This is a genomic window from Leclercia sp. Marseille-Q4284, from assembly GCF_916618945.1.
GTDB lineage: Bacteria > Pseudomonadota > Gammaproteobacteria > Enterobacterales > Enterobacteriaceae > Enterobacter > Enterobacter tamurae.
In genome coordinates, this window is the sequence record NZ_CAKAKG010000002.1 from 676,916 (window position 1) to 693,310 (window position 16,395).

Genomic DNA, 16,395 nt, shown 5'->3' on the forward strand with positions numbered 1-16,395 from the left:
TTCATCATCCCAATAAAAAACCGGCGATTATCGCCGGTTTTTTTATGGCTTACGCCTGAGGCTTCTCGCCGTTTTCATCCTGATCGACCGCGAAGCAGGCCACCAGTTGACCGCCGTAGTCTTTTAACTGCGGTTGCAGCTGGGTGCACGGCCCAAAGCGACGACGGCAGCGGGCGTTGAAGGCGCAGCCCGGCGGCGGGTTGAGCGGGCTCGGCAGCTCGCCGGTGAGCTTAATACGTTCCCGACGTTCATCCGGATTCAGACGCGGTGTCGCAGAGAGTAACGCCTGGGTATAAGGGTGGCGCGGGTTATTAAAGATCTGGTCTTTCGTCCCCTTCTCCACACAGCGTCCCAGATACATCACCATCACCTCGTCAGCAATGTGCTCCACCACCGACAGGTCATGGGAGATGAAGACGTACGACAGGCCTAAATCCTGCTGCAGATCCATCATCAGGTTCAGTACCTGCGCACGGACGGAAACGTCGAGCGCGGAGACCGGTTCATCGGCAATCACCACATCCGGGTCGAGCATCAGACCACGGGCAATAGCGATACGCTGACGCTGGCCGCCGGAGAACATATGCGGATAACGATCGTAGTGCTCGGTCTTGAGCCCCACTTTCGCCATCATCGCCAGCGCCTTCTCGCGACGCTGCTCTTTGCTCAACGTGGAGTTGATCTGCAGCGGCTCCTCCAGAATCTGACCCACTTTCTTACGCGGGTTCAGGGAACCGTACGGGTTCTGGAACACAATCTGGATTTTCTGGCGACGCAGCTTCTGCGCGTCGGGATCGTGCTTGAGCAGATCCTGCCCCTGATAGTACAGCTCGCCCCCGGTCGGGGTTTCAATCATGGTCAGCAGACGGCCGAGGGTGGATTTCCCGCAGCCGGACTCCCCCACTACTGCCAGCGTTTTGCCGCGCTCCAGGGTAAAGGAGACGCCATCCAGCGCTTTCACCAGGCGTTCCGGAGCAAACAGCCCCTTCTTCACCGGGTAGTGTTTTTTCAGGTCGATAGCCTGCAACAGCGGCTGTTGCAGGGTGGCCTCTTGCGTACTCATAGTGTGGGCCTCCCGGCGTCATCGAGTGGGTAGTGGCATTTAGACTGACGGCCATCGCTGAGGGTATAGAGATCCGGCTCATCGATACGGCATTTGTCCGTGGCATACGGGCAGCGCGGGTTCAGCAGACAGCCGGTCGGGCGATCGTATTTACCCGGTACCACGCCCGGCAGTGACGCCAGACGCGCCTTGTCCTGAGCAAACTCCGGCAGGGCGCGCAGCAGGGCCTGGGTATACGGATGACGCGGCGCGCGGAAGATATCGTGCGAGTTGCCGGTTTCAACCACCTGCCCGGCGTACATCACGATAATTTTGTGCGCTGCTTCGGCCACTAACGCCAGGTCATGGGTGATCAGGATCAGCGCCATGTTCTCTTTCTGCTGCAGCTCCAGCAGCAGCTCGATGATCTGCGCCTGAATGGTCACGTCCAGCGCAGTCGTCGGTTCGTCGGCAATCAGCAGCTTCGGACGACAGGCAATGGCCATGGCGATCATCACGCGCTGGCTCATCCCACCGGACAGCTGGTGCGGATACACATCCAGACGCGAGGCCGGATCGGGAATACCCACCTGGTTCAGCAGGTCAATCGCCCGCTGACGACGGGTTTGCTTATTCCCACCCTGATGCACCTTAATCGCTTCCATGATCTGGAAACCGACGGTGTAGCACGGGTTAAGGCTGGTCATCGGGTCCTGGAAGATCATCGCCACTTCGGCGCCAACCAGGTTGCGACGCTCTTTTTCAGAGATACGCTTCAGATCCTGGCCGTTGAACTCCAGGCTTTCCGCCATTACGCGGCCGGGGTAATCAATCAGCCCCATGATCGCCAGCGAGCTTACCGATTTACCGGAACCTGACTCACCGACAATGCCGACCACTTCACCCTGATTTACGCTGTAGCTAACCCGATCTACGGCGCGAAACTCGGAGCCCACTTCACCGAAGTGCACCGATAATTTATCTACATTTAATAACGCCATCTCGTGCCTCTTACTGCTTCAGTTTGGGATCAAGTGCATCACGCAGACCATCACCCATCAGGTTAAATGCCAGCACCGTCAGCAGGATCGCCAGACCCGGGAAGGTCACGACCCACCAGGCGCTCTGCGCGAACTGCAACACGTCGGAGAGCATGGTGCCCCACTCCGGTGTTGGCGGTTGCGCACCCATGCCAAGGAAGCCAAGAGCAGCCATATCGAGAATGGCGTTAGAGAAACCGAGCGACGCCTGAACAATCAGCGGCGCAAGGCAGTTTGGAAGAATGTTGACGAACATCTGACGCATTGCCCCCGCACCCGCTACGCGGGAAGCGGTCACATAGTCGCGGTTAACCTCGACCAGTACGGCCGCACGGGTTAAGCGCACATAGTGCGGCAGCGCAACAAACGTCAGGGCCAGGGCGGCGTTGCCGATGGATGGCCCAAAGACCGCCACCAGCACCAAAGCCAGCAGCAGGCTTGGCAGCGCCAGCATGATGTCGACAACACGCATAATGATGTTATCAACCAGACCGCCGAAGTAGCCCGCCACCAGACCGAGCACCACGCCCATGATCAGCGACAGTACCACCACCAGACAGCCGACCAGCAGCGACAGACGCGCGCCGTACATCAGACGAGACAGCACATCGCGGCCTACATCGTCTGTACCCAGCAAATGCGACAGGGTACCGCCGTCCCGCCATGCAGGTGGCGCAAGCAGCGCATCACGGAACTGCTCCGCCGGGTTGTACGGCGCAAGAAAGTTCGCGAACACCGCGATCAAGATCATGATGACAACATACGCCAGCCCGACGACTGCGCCTTTGTTGCGTTTGAAGTAGTGCCAGAACTCCTGCAGCGGCGTCATTGGCACCGGTGCAGCGACCACTTTATTTTCAGAAACGTGTGACATGATGGCCCCTTACTTCTTATGACGAATACGCGGGTTCACCACGCCGTACAGCAAATCGACCAGCAGGTTGACGAGGATAATCATCGTCGCCACCAGCAGTACACCGCCCTGCACCACCGGATAATCACGGCGTTGCAGCGCGTCAATCAGCCAGCGTCCCAGACCCGGCCAGGAGAAGATGGTTTCGGTCAGGATCGCCCCTGCCAGCAACGTCCCCACCTGCAGCCCGATAACGGTTACTACCGGGAGCATGGCGTTACGCAGGGCATGGACGATGATCACCCGCATGCGGGTCAGACCTTTGGCACGGGCGGTACGGATGTAATCCTCGCCCAGCACTTCCAGCATTGACGAACGGGTCATACGCACGATAACCGCCAGTGGGATCGTCCCGAGCACCATGGCCGGGAGGATCATGTGCGCCAGCGCATCGATAAAGTTGCCCTCTTCGCCCCAGATGGCCGTGTCGATCAGCATAAAGCCGGTCAGCGGGTTGGAATCGTCGAGGAAGACCATGTCGCTGACGCGTCCCGAGACGGGGGTCAGGTTCCACTGCACCGACACCAGCATAATCAGCATCATGCCCCACCAGAAGATAGGCATGGAGTAGCCGGTCAGCGCCAGGCCAACGGCCGTGTGGTCAAAGATAGAGCCACGTTTCACCGCAGCCAGCACGCCCACCGGAATACCCACGGCGACGGCAAAAATCATGGCGCAGACGCCAAGCTCAAGCGTAGCCTGAAAGCGCGGAACGAACTCTTCCCACACCGGCAGACGGCTTTTCAGCGACATACCCAAATCACCATGCAGCACGCCCCAGATATAGTGGAGATACTGCTGCCACATAGGCTTGTCCAGCCCCAGTTCAGCCAACAGTTGTGCATGACGTTCAGGAGAAATTCCACGCTCGCCCGCCATAATCATTACCGGGTCACCGGGGATCATATGGACGAAGGCAAAGGTGAGAAGGGTGATACCGATAAACGTGGGGATAACAAGTCCCAGACGTCGGAGGATGAACTGCAACATAACCCGGATTCTCTCTAATGACGTACGCCTGGAGGCGTGACGTCTGTATTGCTCACAAATCTTATTCCCTCCCCTTTCAGAGAGGGAATAAAGCACTGCTGCCGGGTGACGCTACGCTTACCCGGCCTACATACCGTAGGCCAGTGCAAGCGCAGCGCCGCCTGGCATTGCTTTTAATTATTCAACAGAAACGTTTTCGAAGTGGTGTTTGCCCAGTGGATCAACCACATAGCCTTTAACTTCTTTACGCACTGGTTCGTACACGGTGGAGTGAGCCACGATCAGCGCTGGCGCCTGGTCATGCATCACAACCTGAGCCTGTTTGTACAGTTCGATACGCTTGTTGTGGTCGTCAGTGGCACGTGCCGGCTGAATCAGATCTTCAAACGGCTTGTAGCACCAGCGAGAGTAGTTAGAGCCTTGTTTGGCTGCATCACAGCTGAACAGGGTCGCGAAGAAGTTGTCTGGATCCCCATTGTCGCCGGTCCAGCCCATCATCACTGCTTGGTGCTCACCTGCTTTAGCACGCTTCAGGTACTCGCCCCACTCATAGGTCACGATCTTGGCCTGAACGCCAATCTTCGCCCAGTCAGCCTGAACCATCTCAGCCATACGGCGCGCGTTCGGGTTGTATGGACGCTGTACCGGCATCGCCCACAGCTCAACGGTAAAGCCTTTATCCTGGCCCGCTTCTTTCAGCAGTGCTTTCGCTTTCTCAACGTCATAGGTGTAATCCTTAACGTCGTCGTTGTAGCCCCACATGGTTGGTGGGATCAGGTTCTTCGCGGCAACGCCAGCGCCCTGATAAACGGCCTTGATGATCGCTTCTTTGTTCACCGCGTAAGTCAGCGCCTGACGCACTTTCACGTCATCAAACGGTTTCTTCTCGGTGTTGAAGGAGAGATAGCCGACGTTCAGGCCCGCCTGCTCGTGCAGGGTGATGTTCTTGTCCTGCTTCATGCGCGCGATATCAGCCGGGTTCGGGTACGGCATCACCTGGCACTCGTTCTTCTGCAGTTTGGCGTAACGCACGGAGGCATCAGGCGTGATGGAGAAGACCAGACGGTCGATCTGCGGCTTGGTGCCCCAGTAACCTTCGAACGCTTTGTACAGAATACGGGAGTCTTTCTGGTACTGCTGCATCTGGAATGGACCGGTACCGATTGGGTTCAGATCCACTTTCTCCGGCGTACCGGCTTTCAGCATGTTGTCGGCATATTCTTTTGACAGAATAGAGGCGAAGTCCATGGCCAGGTCAGCCAGGAATGGCGCTTCCGGACGGCTCAGGACGAACTGAACGGTGTTGTCGTCCACTTTTTTGATTTCGCTGATCAGGTCTGGCAGACCCATCCCTTCGAAGTACTCATAGCTGCCACCAGAAACTTTGTGATACGGGTTCTGGGCATTTTTCTGACGGTCGAAGGAGAACACCACGTCGTCGGCATTCAGCTCACGCGTCGGTTTGAAATCTTTGCTGTCCTGCCACTTCACGCCCTGACGCAGGTGGAAGGTATAGGTTTTACCGTCTTCGCTGACTTCCCATTTCTCAGCCAGACCCGGAATAACTTCCGTGGTACCGATTTTGAATTCAACCAGACGGTTATAGATTGGTACAGAGCTGGCGTCGTACGTCGTACCAGAAGTAAAGAGCTGTGGGTTAAAGCCTTCCGGCGAGCCTTCAGAACAGTAGACCAGGGTTTTTGCCTGTACGCCTGCTGCGACGGTCATAGCCACCAGGCTCAGACCAAGCTTCAGCATCCCTGACTTCTTCAAGGAAATACTCATTGTTATTCTGCTCCAATGTGATGTTTTTTGTTGTGTTACTCCGCCTGACCTTTAATTTATTTTTTACCCGGTCCGGTCGGTGTTGCCCTGAGGCGTTATAAGGGATGGAGATTCCTTTCAGAAGAGCGACTGAGTTGCAGCGCAGATCCTCCCTGAAGTGCCCCTCGTGCCCTACAATCTGTCAACAGAATGTGAAAACGTCAATACAGGTGACGGGGATTTACGCTAAGTGTGAGAATTGGCAAACAAAGATTAAAAAAACTACCGGAGCGTATTTTCAGCAGGGAAATTTATGCTACCCGCCATGATGCAGCACAACTCTCTACGCAATCTGCTACAACCAGTGATTAACATTTATTCAACCGGGGTAAATTTTCTTACGGAATGGCGATTATCTGCGCACTAAATGCCATGAACGTTAAAACGCACAGGGGAAAATGCTGAGGTTATCCATAAGCAACGCGAAAAAAGATCAATCCAAAGATAAAAAAATACAATGGAATATGTCACAAAAACGTTAGCAGGCAGGGCTAAACAGAGGTAAGGCGTATTTTGGTGAGTTAAGAGAAGTAAGTCTTGCGGGGAATTAATTTCGGCGGACGATAAATGCAAAAAACCCCTGCTCTAAGAGCAGGGGTTTCGAATGTGGTCGGCGAGAGAGGATGACTCGTCACTTCGTGACTCGCCCTGCGGGCCGTTGCTGAAGCAACGTTCTCTCGCTTCGCTCGGGTCGAACCTCCTGCCCCGGAGGTTCTCATCCTCATAACCTTCAGATGCAAAAAACCCCGCTCTTAGAGCGGGGTTTTCGAATGTGGTCGGCGAGAGAGGATTCGAACCTCCGACCCACTGGTCCCAAACCAGTTGCGCTACCAAGCTGCGCTACTCGCCGTTTGCGGAGCGCATCTTACTGCTACGCCCCATCTCCGTCAATCCCTTATTTTGCAAAAGCCTTTCAATCGGCTATAAAGTCGCCAGACCTGTTACTTTGCGGCTTTTGCAGCACCGTCCGGCACTTTACACCAGTTGTTATTCTCGTTAATCCCGCCGTCTGGCGAGGTGTAACCGAGGCAACCGAGAATAGTGTCGTACAACTCCACATGACGACGCGCCACTTTCATATCCGCCTGCTCTTTCAGGTGAGCGAACATTTTAGCTTTATCCGGGTTCTCCAGATATTTGTCAGACATCCACACCATCATCGGCACGCGGAACTGCTCCGGCGGTGCCATCTTGCGCGGTGTACCGTGCAGGTGCTCTTTCTCGTTAATCGACTCACCATGGTCGGCGGCGTAGAAGACAATCGCCTTCTTATCGCGCACCTGGTCAATCACGCTGTCGATAAAGTGATCCACGTAGGTCACCGAGTTGTCATAAGAGTTGATCAGCTGCGCTTTGGTACAGTCTTTATCCACGCCCTTACATTCCGGCGTCCATTTGGCAAAGCTGCGCGGATAACGCTGGGTGTAGTTAAAGTGCGACCCTTTGGTATGCAGGATGATCATGTGCTTACCGTTCTGGTTGCCCTGCAGGGAGCGCTGCATCTCATCGATCAGCAGCATATCGTCCACGCTCTTACCGCGGTTACGCGGCTCGGCGCCAATCTGCTCGCGGTAGGCGATGTTGTTGGCCATGGTGTTGCTGTAGAACCACATCTCGCTCTGCATCGCGTAGAGGTCGGAGCTAAAGCCGAGCTGACGCAGTACCGAGAAGACGTTCTGCTCTTTCAGCGTCCGCTGTGGGTTATCGCTCGCCCCACCCTCACGCACAAACATGCAGCGCAACGAGAGCTTGGTGGCGGTATCGCAGGAATAGCCGCGGAAGGCGACGAGGTTTTTCTCCTGCGCCAGCTTCGGCGTAGTATCCCGCTCATAGCCCAGCATGCCCATATGATCCCAGCGCGTGGTTTCACCAATAATGAACACCACGTAGGTATCGTCGATATCCGTCGGTGCCTGATAGGTGAATTTCTTCGCCGGGTTCATCAGCGATTTATTATCGGAGGACTCATCCACTTGCGCCCAGGCATATAACCCCAGCGCGGAGATCCAGTTGGACGGCAGATAGGAGTTCGCCACCACGCCGCCGTAGCTCGGCATATCCACGCCGGAGGTACGCTCAACGTTTTTCTGTTGCAGGTCGAGCAGGCGAATTGGCCCCCAGACCATTAATCCTGCCAGCACCACTACCGCGGCGCTGCGGATGCGCTGCCCTGGCGTACGCAGCTGGCGCAATAAGGTATAGCGGCAGCGGTTGTTCCAGATAAGCAGCAGAGGCAGAATGCTGACGCAAACCAGCCAGAGAATAAAGTGCAAACCGACCACCTCTTTCGAGAGGTCGATATCCGTGGTCATCACCGAGGCAATAATGCCGTAGCCAATCACCACGTTCATAAAGGTCATGTAATAGCTGGCACCGGCCGAGCACAACACCACCAGCGTGGCGAGTACGCGCCAGATCCGCCGTCCAAACAGCGACAGCAAACGCAGCAGAAAGAAGGTAACCAGCACCGTGGCAACCAGTTCGACGACCGCAGCGATTCCTTTCCAGGCGGTAAAGTCTTGCGCATAACCATCAAACCGACGGAAAAAAACCGCGCCATTCATAAACAGACCGATGTACAACGCGAGCAAAAAACTGAGCTTTTGTTGCGTCATCGCTTTGATATATTTCATTAATGCAACCTGGAGAAAGGTAAATAGAACCGTTTCACTTTTGGTCAAAAAGTGAACAGGATAATTCATTGCTCAGGGGACCGTTATCGAAAACGTCTTTAAGCGCGGTAAGTAGACCACAGGGAAAAGAAAAAGTGGCAGCAGAGAATGTGATCCCTGCAAATATTTACAAAAAAACAAGTCCGATGACATACCTGCGGCCTGCTCTTTACCTATTGCAGAAACAAAAAAGGCCGGAATATCCGGCCTTTAGGGTGAGTTTTAATCAGGCATGCGCTTCGTTAAATATTTCGCGCTGCGGCTGGCGAATAGTGGTGGAAAGCGCCAGGGAGAGGATCAGCAGGGCAAATATAACGCAGAAGGTGACATAAAAGCCGCCGAACAGCGAAGCAATAAGCGAACCGCAAATACTGCCGATACCAAAGCCTAAATAAATAACACCGTAGTTTTTCGCCAGGTTATTCAGACCGAAGAATTCACTCACCAGCGACGGGAATACGGTAATGGTGCCGCCGAAGTTAAATGCCACGCAGGCGATGGCGGCAAAGAAGGTCACTTCATTGAGCGGGGCGAATAACAGGGCCGCCATCCCCACCAGCGATACGACCTGGCCTATCGTGATCACGCGGATACGGGCGATTTTATCGGAGAGGATCCCCAGCACCAGGCGGCCAGAGAGGTTAGCGATGGAGATAATGGTGACCGCGTTGGCCGCGGTTGCGGCATCCAGCTTCACCATCCCCTGGGCGATATCTTTCGCTACACCAATTACATACAGGCCACTCATGCAGGCGGTCAGGAACATCACCGCCAGCATCCAGTACTGCGGTTTACGCATGGACTGGGCCAGAGTGAAGTCGTTCTCCACTACGCCGTTAACGGATTTTACTTCCTGCTGCGGGGCATCTTTCATCAGCGTCGCCCCGAACAGGATCATCACCAGCACGATAGCGCCCCAGATCATGAAGGTCTTTTCCAGGCCGACGGTAGCCAGCAGATGGCTGTCGATGAATTTGAAGCCCAGGCTGCCGAGACCATAAGAACCAATGGCGAAGGCGGAGATCAACCCTTTACGCTCCGGGAACCACTTCACACAGTTGGACAGCGTTAACAGGTAGCCTGCGCCATCTGCCAGCCCCACCAGCACCCCGGCGCTCAGCCACAGCATCATCAGGTTGCTGGAGTGGGCGGTCAGGAAGAAGCCGACCCCCAGCAAAATCCCGGAGGCCATGGTGACGCGTTTTACGCCGAAGCGTTCCTGTAATTTACCGGCGATAGAGGATGAGAGGGCCAGACCCAGGCTCAGCAGGCCAAAGGAGAAGGCCACCTGGCTGACCGGAGCATTGAGTTTATCGGAGAGGGCGCTGTTAAACAGGCTCCAGGTATAGACTGAACCCAGAGCAAACTGGGTCACGATGGTGCCGATAAGGGTTAGCCAGCGGGTGCGGTTATACGTTGAGGTATTCATGGCAGTTGTCCTGCAGCAGAAAAAAGGGAAGTTCACTGCTGACAACGATAACCAAAACCCTACATGAGCAGGGGTAAAACGGCATGAAATGCAGACGGGACGGAATGAAATGCCAGAAATCAGGAATGAATGACCTGGACTATCGTCTGAACCTGCCCCGGATAAGCGAACTCCCGGTGCCGACCAGGTCATTCATGCACTGAATTCAGAACCTCGCGCTGACGCCGAGGGTATAGAGATAATCTTCTCCGGTGGTCATGTTTTCGGCCTGCGACATTGAAGCATAGGCCGCCATGTACGGGTTGAGCAGCATATCCGCCCCGACGGTGACATCCATCCAGTTGCCGTACTGCGTCGAGGGTGCCAGCCGCCCCAGGCCGGACTGCATCTTCCACTGATTATCACCGAACTGCTGGTTATAGCTGATTTGCGCCCACGGCCGCACATCCCCCAGTCGGGTATCGACGCGCCAGCCCAGGGTGCTGACGCTGGCATGCCATAGCGGGTCGGTCAGCGATTGGGTATTCACGCTGTCGCCAAACTCGTTAACCATATTGGGCGTGGAGCCGTCGTAATGCCAGGCGGCAACCGGTCCGGTGGTGAAACGGCGGGCAACGGGAATACTCCACCCCACGCTCATTGAACTGGTCGCATCCGTCGGGGACGAATCGGGCAAATTCAGCGCCAGACCAGGCGTATTCTGCGAAGAGAGGATCCGCTCTTTGAGAATGTCCTCATAACGCGGTTGGTGATCGTCGTCCCATGTATAACGCTCAGTGGTATTACTTTTTGTATCCGAAACGATATATTCCTGTTGCCAGGCATTTGCTGTGTTGCCTGTCAGCAGACAGGCTAAGAAACTCACCAGGCCCGGGGCATGGCGGCCACTTATTTTTTTTATAATCATCAAAGCGACTCCAGAGAAGAGCCGAATTCGGCGATATTTGTGATTGTTTATAGTAAGGCTACGCGGCGACATGAAGAATGTTGCGTATCAGCCTGTATTAACTATTGTCTCTTTAGGTGACACGTCAAGCCGGGTCGATTGAAATTTTTGCGATTTCATGAGCAATAAGGGAGAGAACCGATGCAACGTTGTGGCTGGGTTAGCCAGGATCCGCTCTACATCGCCTATCACGATAAAGAGTGGGGCGTGCCGGAAACTGACGGAAAGAATTTGTTTGAGATGATCTGCCTTGAGGGTCAGCAGGCCGGATTATCCTGGATCACCGTGCTTAAAAAGCGGGAGAACTATCGCCAGGCCTTTCATCAGTTCGACCCGGTTCTGGTCGCCGGGATGACCCCTGAGGATGTCGACAGGTTAGTGCTGGATGCGGGCATTATTCGCCATCGCGGCAAAATCGAAGCCATTATCGGCAACGCCCGGGCTTATCTGGCGATGGAAGAGCACGGCGAGCGCTTTACCGATTTCGTCTGGTCTTTTGTCGATAACACCCCGCAGGTGACCCGGGCGGCGACGCTGGCAGAGATCCCCACCTCCACGCCCGCCTCAGACGCACTGTCGAAGGCGCTGAAAAAGCGCGGCTTTAAGTTCGTCGGCACCACCATCTGTTACTCCTTTATGCAGGCCTGCGGGCTGGTCAACGATCACGTCACCGTCTGCCACTGTCATCCCGGAGGTCAACATGATCCGCAAATGGCTCAATGAGGAGCTCGAACCTCTGCTGGCTCTCTGGCTTGAAAGCACCACCGTCGCCCATCCGTTTATCGACGCGCAGTACTGGCAGGAGAGCGAGGCGGTCGTGCGAGAGGTCTACCTCCCGTCGGCAGAGACCTGGGTGTGGGAAGAGGACGGTCAGCTTCGGGGCTTCATCAGCGTCATGCAGTCAGTCTATGTCGGCGCGCTGTTTGTCGACCCGGCGTATGCCGGACAGGGGATCGGGCATGCGCTGATCCACCATGTGCAGCAGCGCTACCCGTCATTAAGTCTGGAGGTTTACCAGAAGAACAGCCGGGCGGTGAATTTCTACCATGCTCAGGGCTTTCGGATTGAAGACAGCGCCTGGCAGGAAGATACCCAACACCCGACCTGGCTTATGAGCTGGCAGGCGGATCAAACGCCGTTAGCGTAAGCGTCGGCCCCTGATATTTTTCCAGCCATGCCAGCGCGGTATTCCCCGCACAGCCGTTCCCCAGCTTCGAGCTGGGGAGATCTTTGGTCAGCACGTTGACCGCCCCGTTCTTACAAATTCCGCCATTATCACCATCCAGATCCGGCCATGCTCCCTGATGAATACAGATCACCCCAGGCTTAATGCCGTCGCTGACCACCGCCCCGGCCAGCACCTGGCCGCGATGATTCCAGACGCGGACCACGTCGCCATCGGCAATGCCGCGCGCCTTCGCGTCATCCGGGTGCAGCGTCACCGGCTCGCGCCCGGCCACCGCGTACTGCTCACGCAGGGAGGAGTAGTTCAGCTGGCTGTGCAGACGGTGCGCCGGATGGGCAGAGAGGATCTGCAGCTGCTCCGGCTCGGCATTGCCATGCCACTCGTCCGGCTCCAGCCACATCGGGTGCGGCGGACAGTCGGCATAGTTGTAGCTGGCGATACGCTCAGAGTGGATCACAATTTTGCCGCTCTCGGTTTTCAGCGGATGGCTCGCGGGATCGCGACGGAAATCGGCGAAGCGCACGAACGTCGCGTTCTCCTCGGACTCCGGCATTTCAACGATGGCATTGGCCTCCCAGAACTCGGCAAAGGGCGCTAACGTCACCCCCTGTGCTGCGCCGCGCTGCCCGGCGATTTGGTAGAAGGTCTCCAGCCACTCGAGATCGGTTTTACCCTCGGTAAATCGCTCGCGCCCGCCCTGCTCCCAGCGTTCGCTCAGCTCGGCAAATACCTCCAGGTCATCCCGCGCTTCATCCCGTGGTGCCACGACCCGCTTCATCGGCACCATATGCTGGTTGCTGTAATCCCCGGTCATGGTCATGTCATTACGTTCAAACGAGGTGGTCGCCGGCAGCACGATATCGGCATGCTTCGCCGCCGCGGTCCAGAAGCACTCGGAGATGACCACCAGCTCCGGCTTTTGCCAGGCGCGGATCAGTCGGTTAGTGTCCTGATGATGGGTAAAGTTGGCGCCACCCGCCCACCAGACGAAGCGAATATCCGGGAAGTGGCGATCCAGCCCGTTGTGCTGATAGAAGCCGCCCGGGTTTTCCAGCGCCTCGACAATCCGGGCGACCGGGAATTTATCCACCGCGTCCGTACCGCCCTTGACCGACCCCTGCATTGAGGCCAGTACCGCCGCGCGCCGCGTTGGGTTCCCGCCGTTGGCAAAGTGGTATGAAAGACCAAAGCCGCCGCCCGGGGTGCCGATCTGGCCGAGCATCGCCGCGAGAGTGACCAGCATCCAATGTTTCTGCTCGCCAAACTGCTGGCGCTGCATGCCCCAGCCGGACATCAACATGGTGGTGTTACTGTGGAATAACGCTGCCAGTTCGCGGATTTTATCTGCCGGAACGCCGCAGATGTCGGCAGCCCACTCGGCGGTTTTGGCGATACCGTCGGTCGCGCCGAGAAGGTAATCGGCAAATTTTTCATAGCCGCTGGTACAGCGGGCGAGGAATTCCTCGTCCTGCCAGCCGTTCTCCACCAGCGTATGGGCGATGCCGAGCATCATTGCCACATCGGTCCCCATATGCGGGGCGATCCACTCGGCGCTCTCGCCAAAGAAATCCATGGTTTCGGAGCGCATCGGATCGATACAGATCAGGCGCTTTCCGCTTTTACGCAGCGCGTCGAAGTACGGGATCCCCTGCTCATCGCTGGCGTTCCAGGCAATTTTCAGGGTATTGAGCGGGTTGGCGCTCCACAGCACCACCACGTCGCTGTGCTCCAGCACCAGCGGCCAGCTGGTCTGCTGCTGGTACACCTCGTTGCCGCCCACCACATAGGGCATGATGGCCTGCGCCGCACCGGTGGAGTAATCCCCCAGATGACCGGTGTAGCCGCCCGCCAGGCTCATATAGCGCTGAAGCAGGGTCGCGGCCTTGTGCAGCACACCGTTCGAGCGCCAGCCGTACGACCCGGCAAAAATGGACGACGGACCATAGTTCTCACGAATACGTTTATGCTGCGCGTCGATAAGATCCAGCGCCTGATCCCAGCTGACGCGCACAAACTCATCCTGCCCGCGCACCCCCTGTGGGTTATCCGGCGACGCCAGAAAGCCTTTACGGACCATCGGCCAGCGCACGCGGGTTTTGCTGTGCACCTGGTCGCGCACTGCGGTTTGCAGAGAGTTAGGGTGCTGCGTCGGCAACGCGCCACGGGACGAGATCACCGTGTCGCCGTCGGTTTCGACCAGCATGGGCCCCCAGTGGGCTGCCGTCAGAATGGTTTTTGTAGAAGTGGTCACAGCGTGTGCTCCTGGATTGCCGGTTGCAGGTTTTCTCAGCCTTCATTGAGGCTGTTTATGATTCGTCACAAATTTAAGAGTTATCCCCGGAATTTTCTCCGTAACTGCACGTCATAATCAACCGCCACGCCCGTCGTGGCAAAGAATAAAAAAGCTTAAGGAAAGAAGATGAAAAAAAGCGCACTTATGATTGCCGCCGTAGTCAGCGGCGCACTGGTTGTTTCAGGCTGCACCACCAACCCTTACACCGGCGAACGCGAAGCGGGTAAATCGGGCATTGGCGCGGGCATCGGCTCCCTGGTCGGCGCAGGCGTTGGCGCACTCTCCTCCTCGAAGAAAGATCGCGGCAAAGGCGCTCTGATTGGTGCCGCAGCAGGCGCCGCGCTGGGCGGCGGGGCCGGTTATTACATGGACGTGCAGGAAGCGAAGCTGCGCGACAAGATGAAAGGTACCGGCGTGAGCGTCACCCGCAGCGGCGATAACATCATTCTGAACATGCCGAACAACGTGACCTTCGACAGCAGCAGCGCGACGCTGAAACCAGAAGGTGCCAACACCCTGACCGGCGTGGCGATGGTGCTGAAAGAGTACGAAAAAACCGCGGTGAACGTGCTGGGCTATACCGACAGCACCGGTAGCCAGGATCTGAACATGCGTCTCTCCCAGCAGCGTGCTGACGCAGTAGCCAGCGCCCTGATCACCCAGAACGTCGCGGCAAACCGCATTCGCACCAGCGGTATGGGCCCGGCCAATCCAATCGCCAGCAACAGCACGGCGGAAGGCAAAGCGCAGAACCGCCGCGTGGAGATCACGCTTAGCCCGATCCAGTAGGTAAAAGCAAAACGGCAACCTGGTTGCCGTTTTTAGTGTTTGCACCCTCTCCCCGTGGGAGAGGGCCGGGGTGAGGGCATCAGGCTGCACAAACCCCAGGCCCGGTAAGCGTAGCGCCACCGGGCATTTTCGCGCTAAGGTGTACGCACCAATAGCAAGGAAATCAGCGATGAGCAAATCAACACGGTCCACCATTAGCGACGTGGCGAAAGCCGCAAAAACCGGTAAAACCAGCATCTCCCGTTATCTCAACGGCGAAAAACACCTGCTGTCCGACGCGCTGCTGGCCCGCATTGAACAGGCTATCGCCGACCTCGACTATCGCCCGAGCCTGATGGCCCGCGGTCTGAAACACGGCAAAACCCGTCTCATCGGCCTGATCATCGCCGATATCACCAACCCCTACTCCGTTAACGTCCTCAGCGGCATCGAAGCCGCGTGCCGGGAAAAAGGGTTTACCCCGCTGGTGTGCAACACTAATAACGAAGTCGACCAGGAGCTGCACTACCTCGATCTGCTGCGCAGCTATCAGGTGGAAGGCATCGTGGTTAACGCCGTGGGCATGCGCGAGGAGGGGCTGAACCGCCTGCAGCAGTCGGCCCTGCCGATGGTGTTGATTGACCGCAAAATCCCGGACTTCGCCTGCGATGTGGTGGGACTGGATAATACTCAGGCTGCGACCACCGCCACCGAACACCTTATCGAACAAGGCTTTGAAGCGATCCTGTTCCTGAGCGAACCGCTGGGGATGGTCAATACCCGCCGCGAACGCCTGAGCGCCTTTCGCACCACCCTCGCCCGCTACGCTGGCGTGGTGGCCGAGAACGTCGAAATCCCGCTCCACGAGTCTGAGCAACTGGACAACGCCCTGCGCCAGTTTCACACCCGCCATCGCGGAATGCGCAAGGCGGTGATCTCCGCAAATGGCGCGCTGACACTGCAGATTGCCCGAGCGCTGAAGCGCATTGGCCTGCACTGGGGCAGCGACATCGGCCTGCTGGGTTTTGACGAACTTGAGTGGGCGGAGCTGGCAGGCGTCGGCATTACCACCCTCAAACAACCCACCTGGCAGATTGGCTTCGCTGCCGTCGAGCAGGTGGTCCGCCGGATTAACGGCGCGGATGAGGCCGTGCGCGAGCAGGTCTTCTCCGGCGAGCTGATCGTCCGCGGTTCCACGTCACGTTAACCCCCTTCGTGATGGCGATCATAAATCCAGCATCCTGAACTTTTCTTTGGAACCGGTTCCATCTAGCGTAAAGAGTATCAGCTAC

13 protein-coding genes, 1 tRNA gene and 1 other RNA gene are annotated in these 16,395 nt (G+C 56.8%); 4 read left to right on the forward strand and 11 right to left on the reverse strand.

Translation table 11 applies throughout. The features are described from left to right. Positions 1–49: 49 nt before the first annotated feature. From dppF to LG383_RS17990, 10 genes are all read right to left on the reverse strand, one after another. Positions 50–1,063, reverse strand: coding sequence for a dipeptide ABC transporter ATP-binding subunit DppF (gene dppF, locus LG383_RS17945; protein ID WP_106995518.1), 1,014 nt, complete (start codon positions 1,061–1,063; stop codon positions 50–52). Beyond that, positions 1,060–2,043 (reverse strand): dipeptide ABC transporter ATP-binding protein, encoded by a 984-nt coding sequence (dppD, locus tag LG383_RS17950; protein ID WP_106995517.1) that lies wholly within the window; start codon positions 2,041–2,043, stop codon positions 1,060–1,062. Before dppD ends, dppF begins: the two co-directional genes overlap by 4 nt. Before the next feature lie 10 nt (positions 2,044–2,053). Continuing rightward, complete coding sequence (gene dppC, locus LG383_RS17955) at positions 2,054–2,956, reverse strand: dipeptide ABC transporter permease DppC (RefSeq protein ID WP_225759828.1); 903 nt, start codon at positions 2,954–2,956, stop codon at positions 2,054–2,056. 9 nt (positions 2,957–2,965) lie between these two features. Continuing rightward, positions 2,966–3,985, reverse strand: coding sequence for a dipeptide ABC transporter permease DppB (gene dppB / locus LG383_RS17960; protein ID WP_106995515.1), 1,020 nt, complete (start codon positions 3,983–3,985; stop codon positions 2,966–2,968). 177 nt (positions 3,986–4,162) lie between these two features. Then, positions 4,163–5,770, reverse strand: coding sequence for a dipeptide ABC transporter periplasmic-binding protein DppA (dppA, locus tag LG383_RS17965; RefSeq protein ID WP_225759829.1), 1,608 nt, complete (start codon positions 5,768–5,770; stop codon positions 4,163–4,165). Positions 5,771–6,416: 646 nt separating this feature from the next. Continuing rightward, a non-coding RNA gene (locus tag LG383_RS17970) (RtT sRNA) lies at positions 6,417–6,548 on the reverse strand. Between the two features lie 34 nt (positions 6,549–6,582). Further along, positions 6,583–6,659: transfer RNA gene (locus tag LG383_RS17975), tRNA-Pro, on the reverse strand. A gap of 91 nt (positions 6,660–6,750) precedes the next feature. After that, positions 6,751–8,442 (reverse strand): kdo(2)-lipid A phosphoethanolamine 7''-transferase, encoded by a 1,692-nt coding sequence (gene eptB / locus LG383_RS17980; RefSeq protein ID WP_106995512.1) that lies wholly within the window; start codon positions 8,440–8,442, stop codon positions 6,751–6,753. Positions 8,443–8,707: 265 nt separating this feature from the next. Then, positions 8,708–9,910 (reverse strand): MFS transporter, encoded by a 1,203-nt coding sequence (locus LG383_RS17985; RefSeq protein ID WP_106995511.1) that lies wholly within the window; start codon positions 9,908–9,910, stop codon positions 8,708–8,710. Between the two features lie 205 nt (positions 9,911–10,115). After that, on the reverse strand, positions 10,116–10,817 hold the full coding sequence (locus tag LG383_RS17990) for an autotransporter domain-containing protein (RefSeq protein WP_106995510.1): 702 nt from the start codon (positions 10,815–10,817) through the stop codon (positions 10,116–10,118). A 180-nt stretch (positions 10,818–10,997) separates the two neighbouring features. Here LG383_RS17990 and tag point away from each other — a divergent pair, with 180 nt between their 5' ends. Both tag and LG383_RS18000 read left to right on the forward strand, forming a co-directional pair. After that, positions 10,998–11,579, forward strand: a complete 582-nt coding sequence (gene tag, locus LG383_RS17995; RefSeq protein WP_106995509.1) for a DNA-3-methyladenine glycosylase I — start codon at positions 10,998–11,000, stop codon at positions 11,577–11,579. Then, positions 11,557–12,003, forward strand: a complete 447-nt coding sequence (locus LG383_RS18000; protein ID WP_106995508.1) for an N-acetyltransferase — start codon at positions 11,557–11,559, stop codon at positions 12,001–12,003. The genes tag and LG383_RS18000 overlap by 23 nt, the downstream gene beginning before the upstream one ends. On the opposite strand, the gene LG383_RS18005 is transcribed toward LG383_RS18000, so the two are convergent. Continuing rightward, positions 11,966–14,293 carry a molybdopterin guanine dinucleotide-containing S/N-oxide reductase gene (locus tag LG383_RS18005; RefSeq protein ID WP_225759830.1) on the reverse strand — a complete coding sequence of 776 codons (2,328 nt, stop codon included), beginning with the start codon at positions 14,291–14,293 and terminating at the stop codon, positions 11,966–11,968. The genes LG383_RS18000 and LG383_RS18005 overlap by 38 nt on opposite strands. A 168-nt stretch (positions 14,294–14,461) precedes the next feature. On the opposite strand from LG383_RS18005, the gene LG383_RS18010 reads away from it, so the two are divergent. Then, complete coding sequence (locus LG383_RS18010; protein WP_106995506.1) at positions 14,462–15,124, forward strand: OmpA family lipoprotein; 663 nt, start codon at positions 14,462–14,464, stop codon at positions 15,122–15,124. A 169-nt stretch (positions 15,125–15,293) separates the two neighbouring features. Then, positions 15,294–16,310 (forward strand): substrate-binding domain-containing protein, encoded by a 1,017-nt coding sequence (locus LG383_RS18015; RefSeq protein ID WP_106995505.1) that lies wholly within the window; start codon positions 15,294–15,296, stop codon positions 16,308–16,310. Positions 16,311–16,395 lie beyond the last annotated feature (85 nt).

Bases quoted from the DNA above. Each gene is read 5' to 3' on its own strand.
- tag (WP_106995509.1), top strand. From the start codon at position 10,998: ATGCAACGTTGTGGCTGGGTTAGCCAGGATCCGCTCTACATCGCCTAT.
- LG383_RS18000 (WP_106995508.1), top strand. From the start codon at position 11,557: ATGATCCGCAAATGGCTCAATGAGGAGCTCGAACCTCTGCTGGCTCTC.
- eptB (WP_106995512.1), bottom strand. From the start codon at position 8,442: ATGAAATATATCAAAGCGATGACGCAACAAAAGCTCAGTTTTTTGCTC.
- dppB (WP_106995515.1), bottom strand. From the start codon at position 3,985: ATGTTGCAGTTCATCCTCCGACGTCTGGGACTTGTTATCCCCACGTTT.
- LG383_RS18010 (WP_106995506.1), top strand. From the start codon at position 14,462: ATGAAAAAAAGCGCACTTATGATTGCCGCCGTAGTCAGCGGCGCACTG.
- dppA (WP_225759829.1), bottom strand. From the start codon at position 5,770: ATGAGTATTTCCTTGAAGAAGTCAGGGATGCTGAAGCTTGGTCTGAGC.
- dppF (WP_106995518.1), bottom strand. From the start codon at position 1,063: ATGAGTACGCAAGAGGCCACCCTGCAACAGCCGCTGTTGCAGGCTATC.
- LG383_RS17990 (WP_106995510.1), bottom strand. From the start codon at position 10,817: ATGATTATAAAAAAAATAAGTGGCCGCCATGCCCCGGGCCTGGTGAGT.
- LG383_RS17985 (WP_106995511.1), bottom strand. From the start codon at position 9,910: ATGAATACCTCAACGTATAACCGCACCCGCTGGCTAACCCTTATCGGC.
- dppD (WP_106995517.1), bottom strand. From the start codon at position 2,043: ATGGCGTTATTAAATGTAGATAAATTATCGGTGCACTTCGGTGAAGTG.
- dppC (WP_225759828.1), bottom strand. From the start codon at position 2,956: ATGTCACACGTTTCTGAAAATAAAGTGGTCGCTGCACCGGTGCCAATG.
- LG383_RS18015 (WP_106995505.1), top strand. From the start codon at position 15,294: ATGAGCAAATCAACACGGTCCACCATTAGCGACGTGGCGAAAGCCGCA.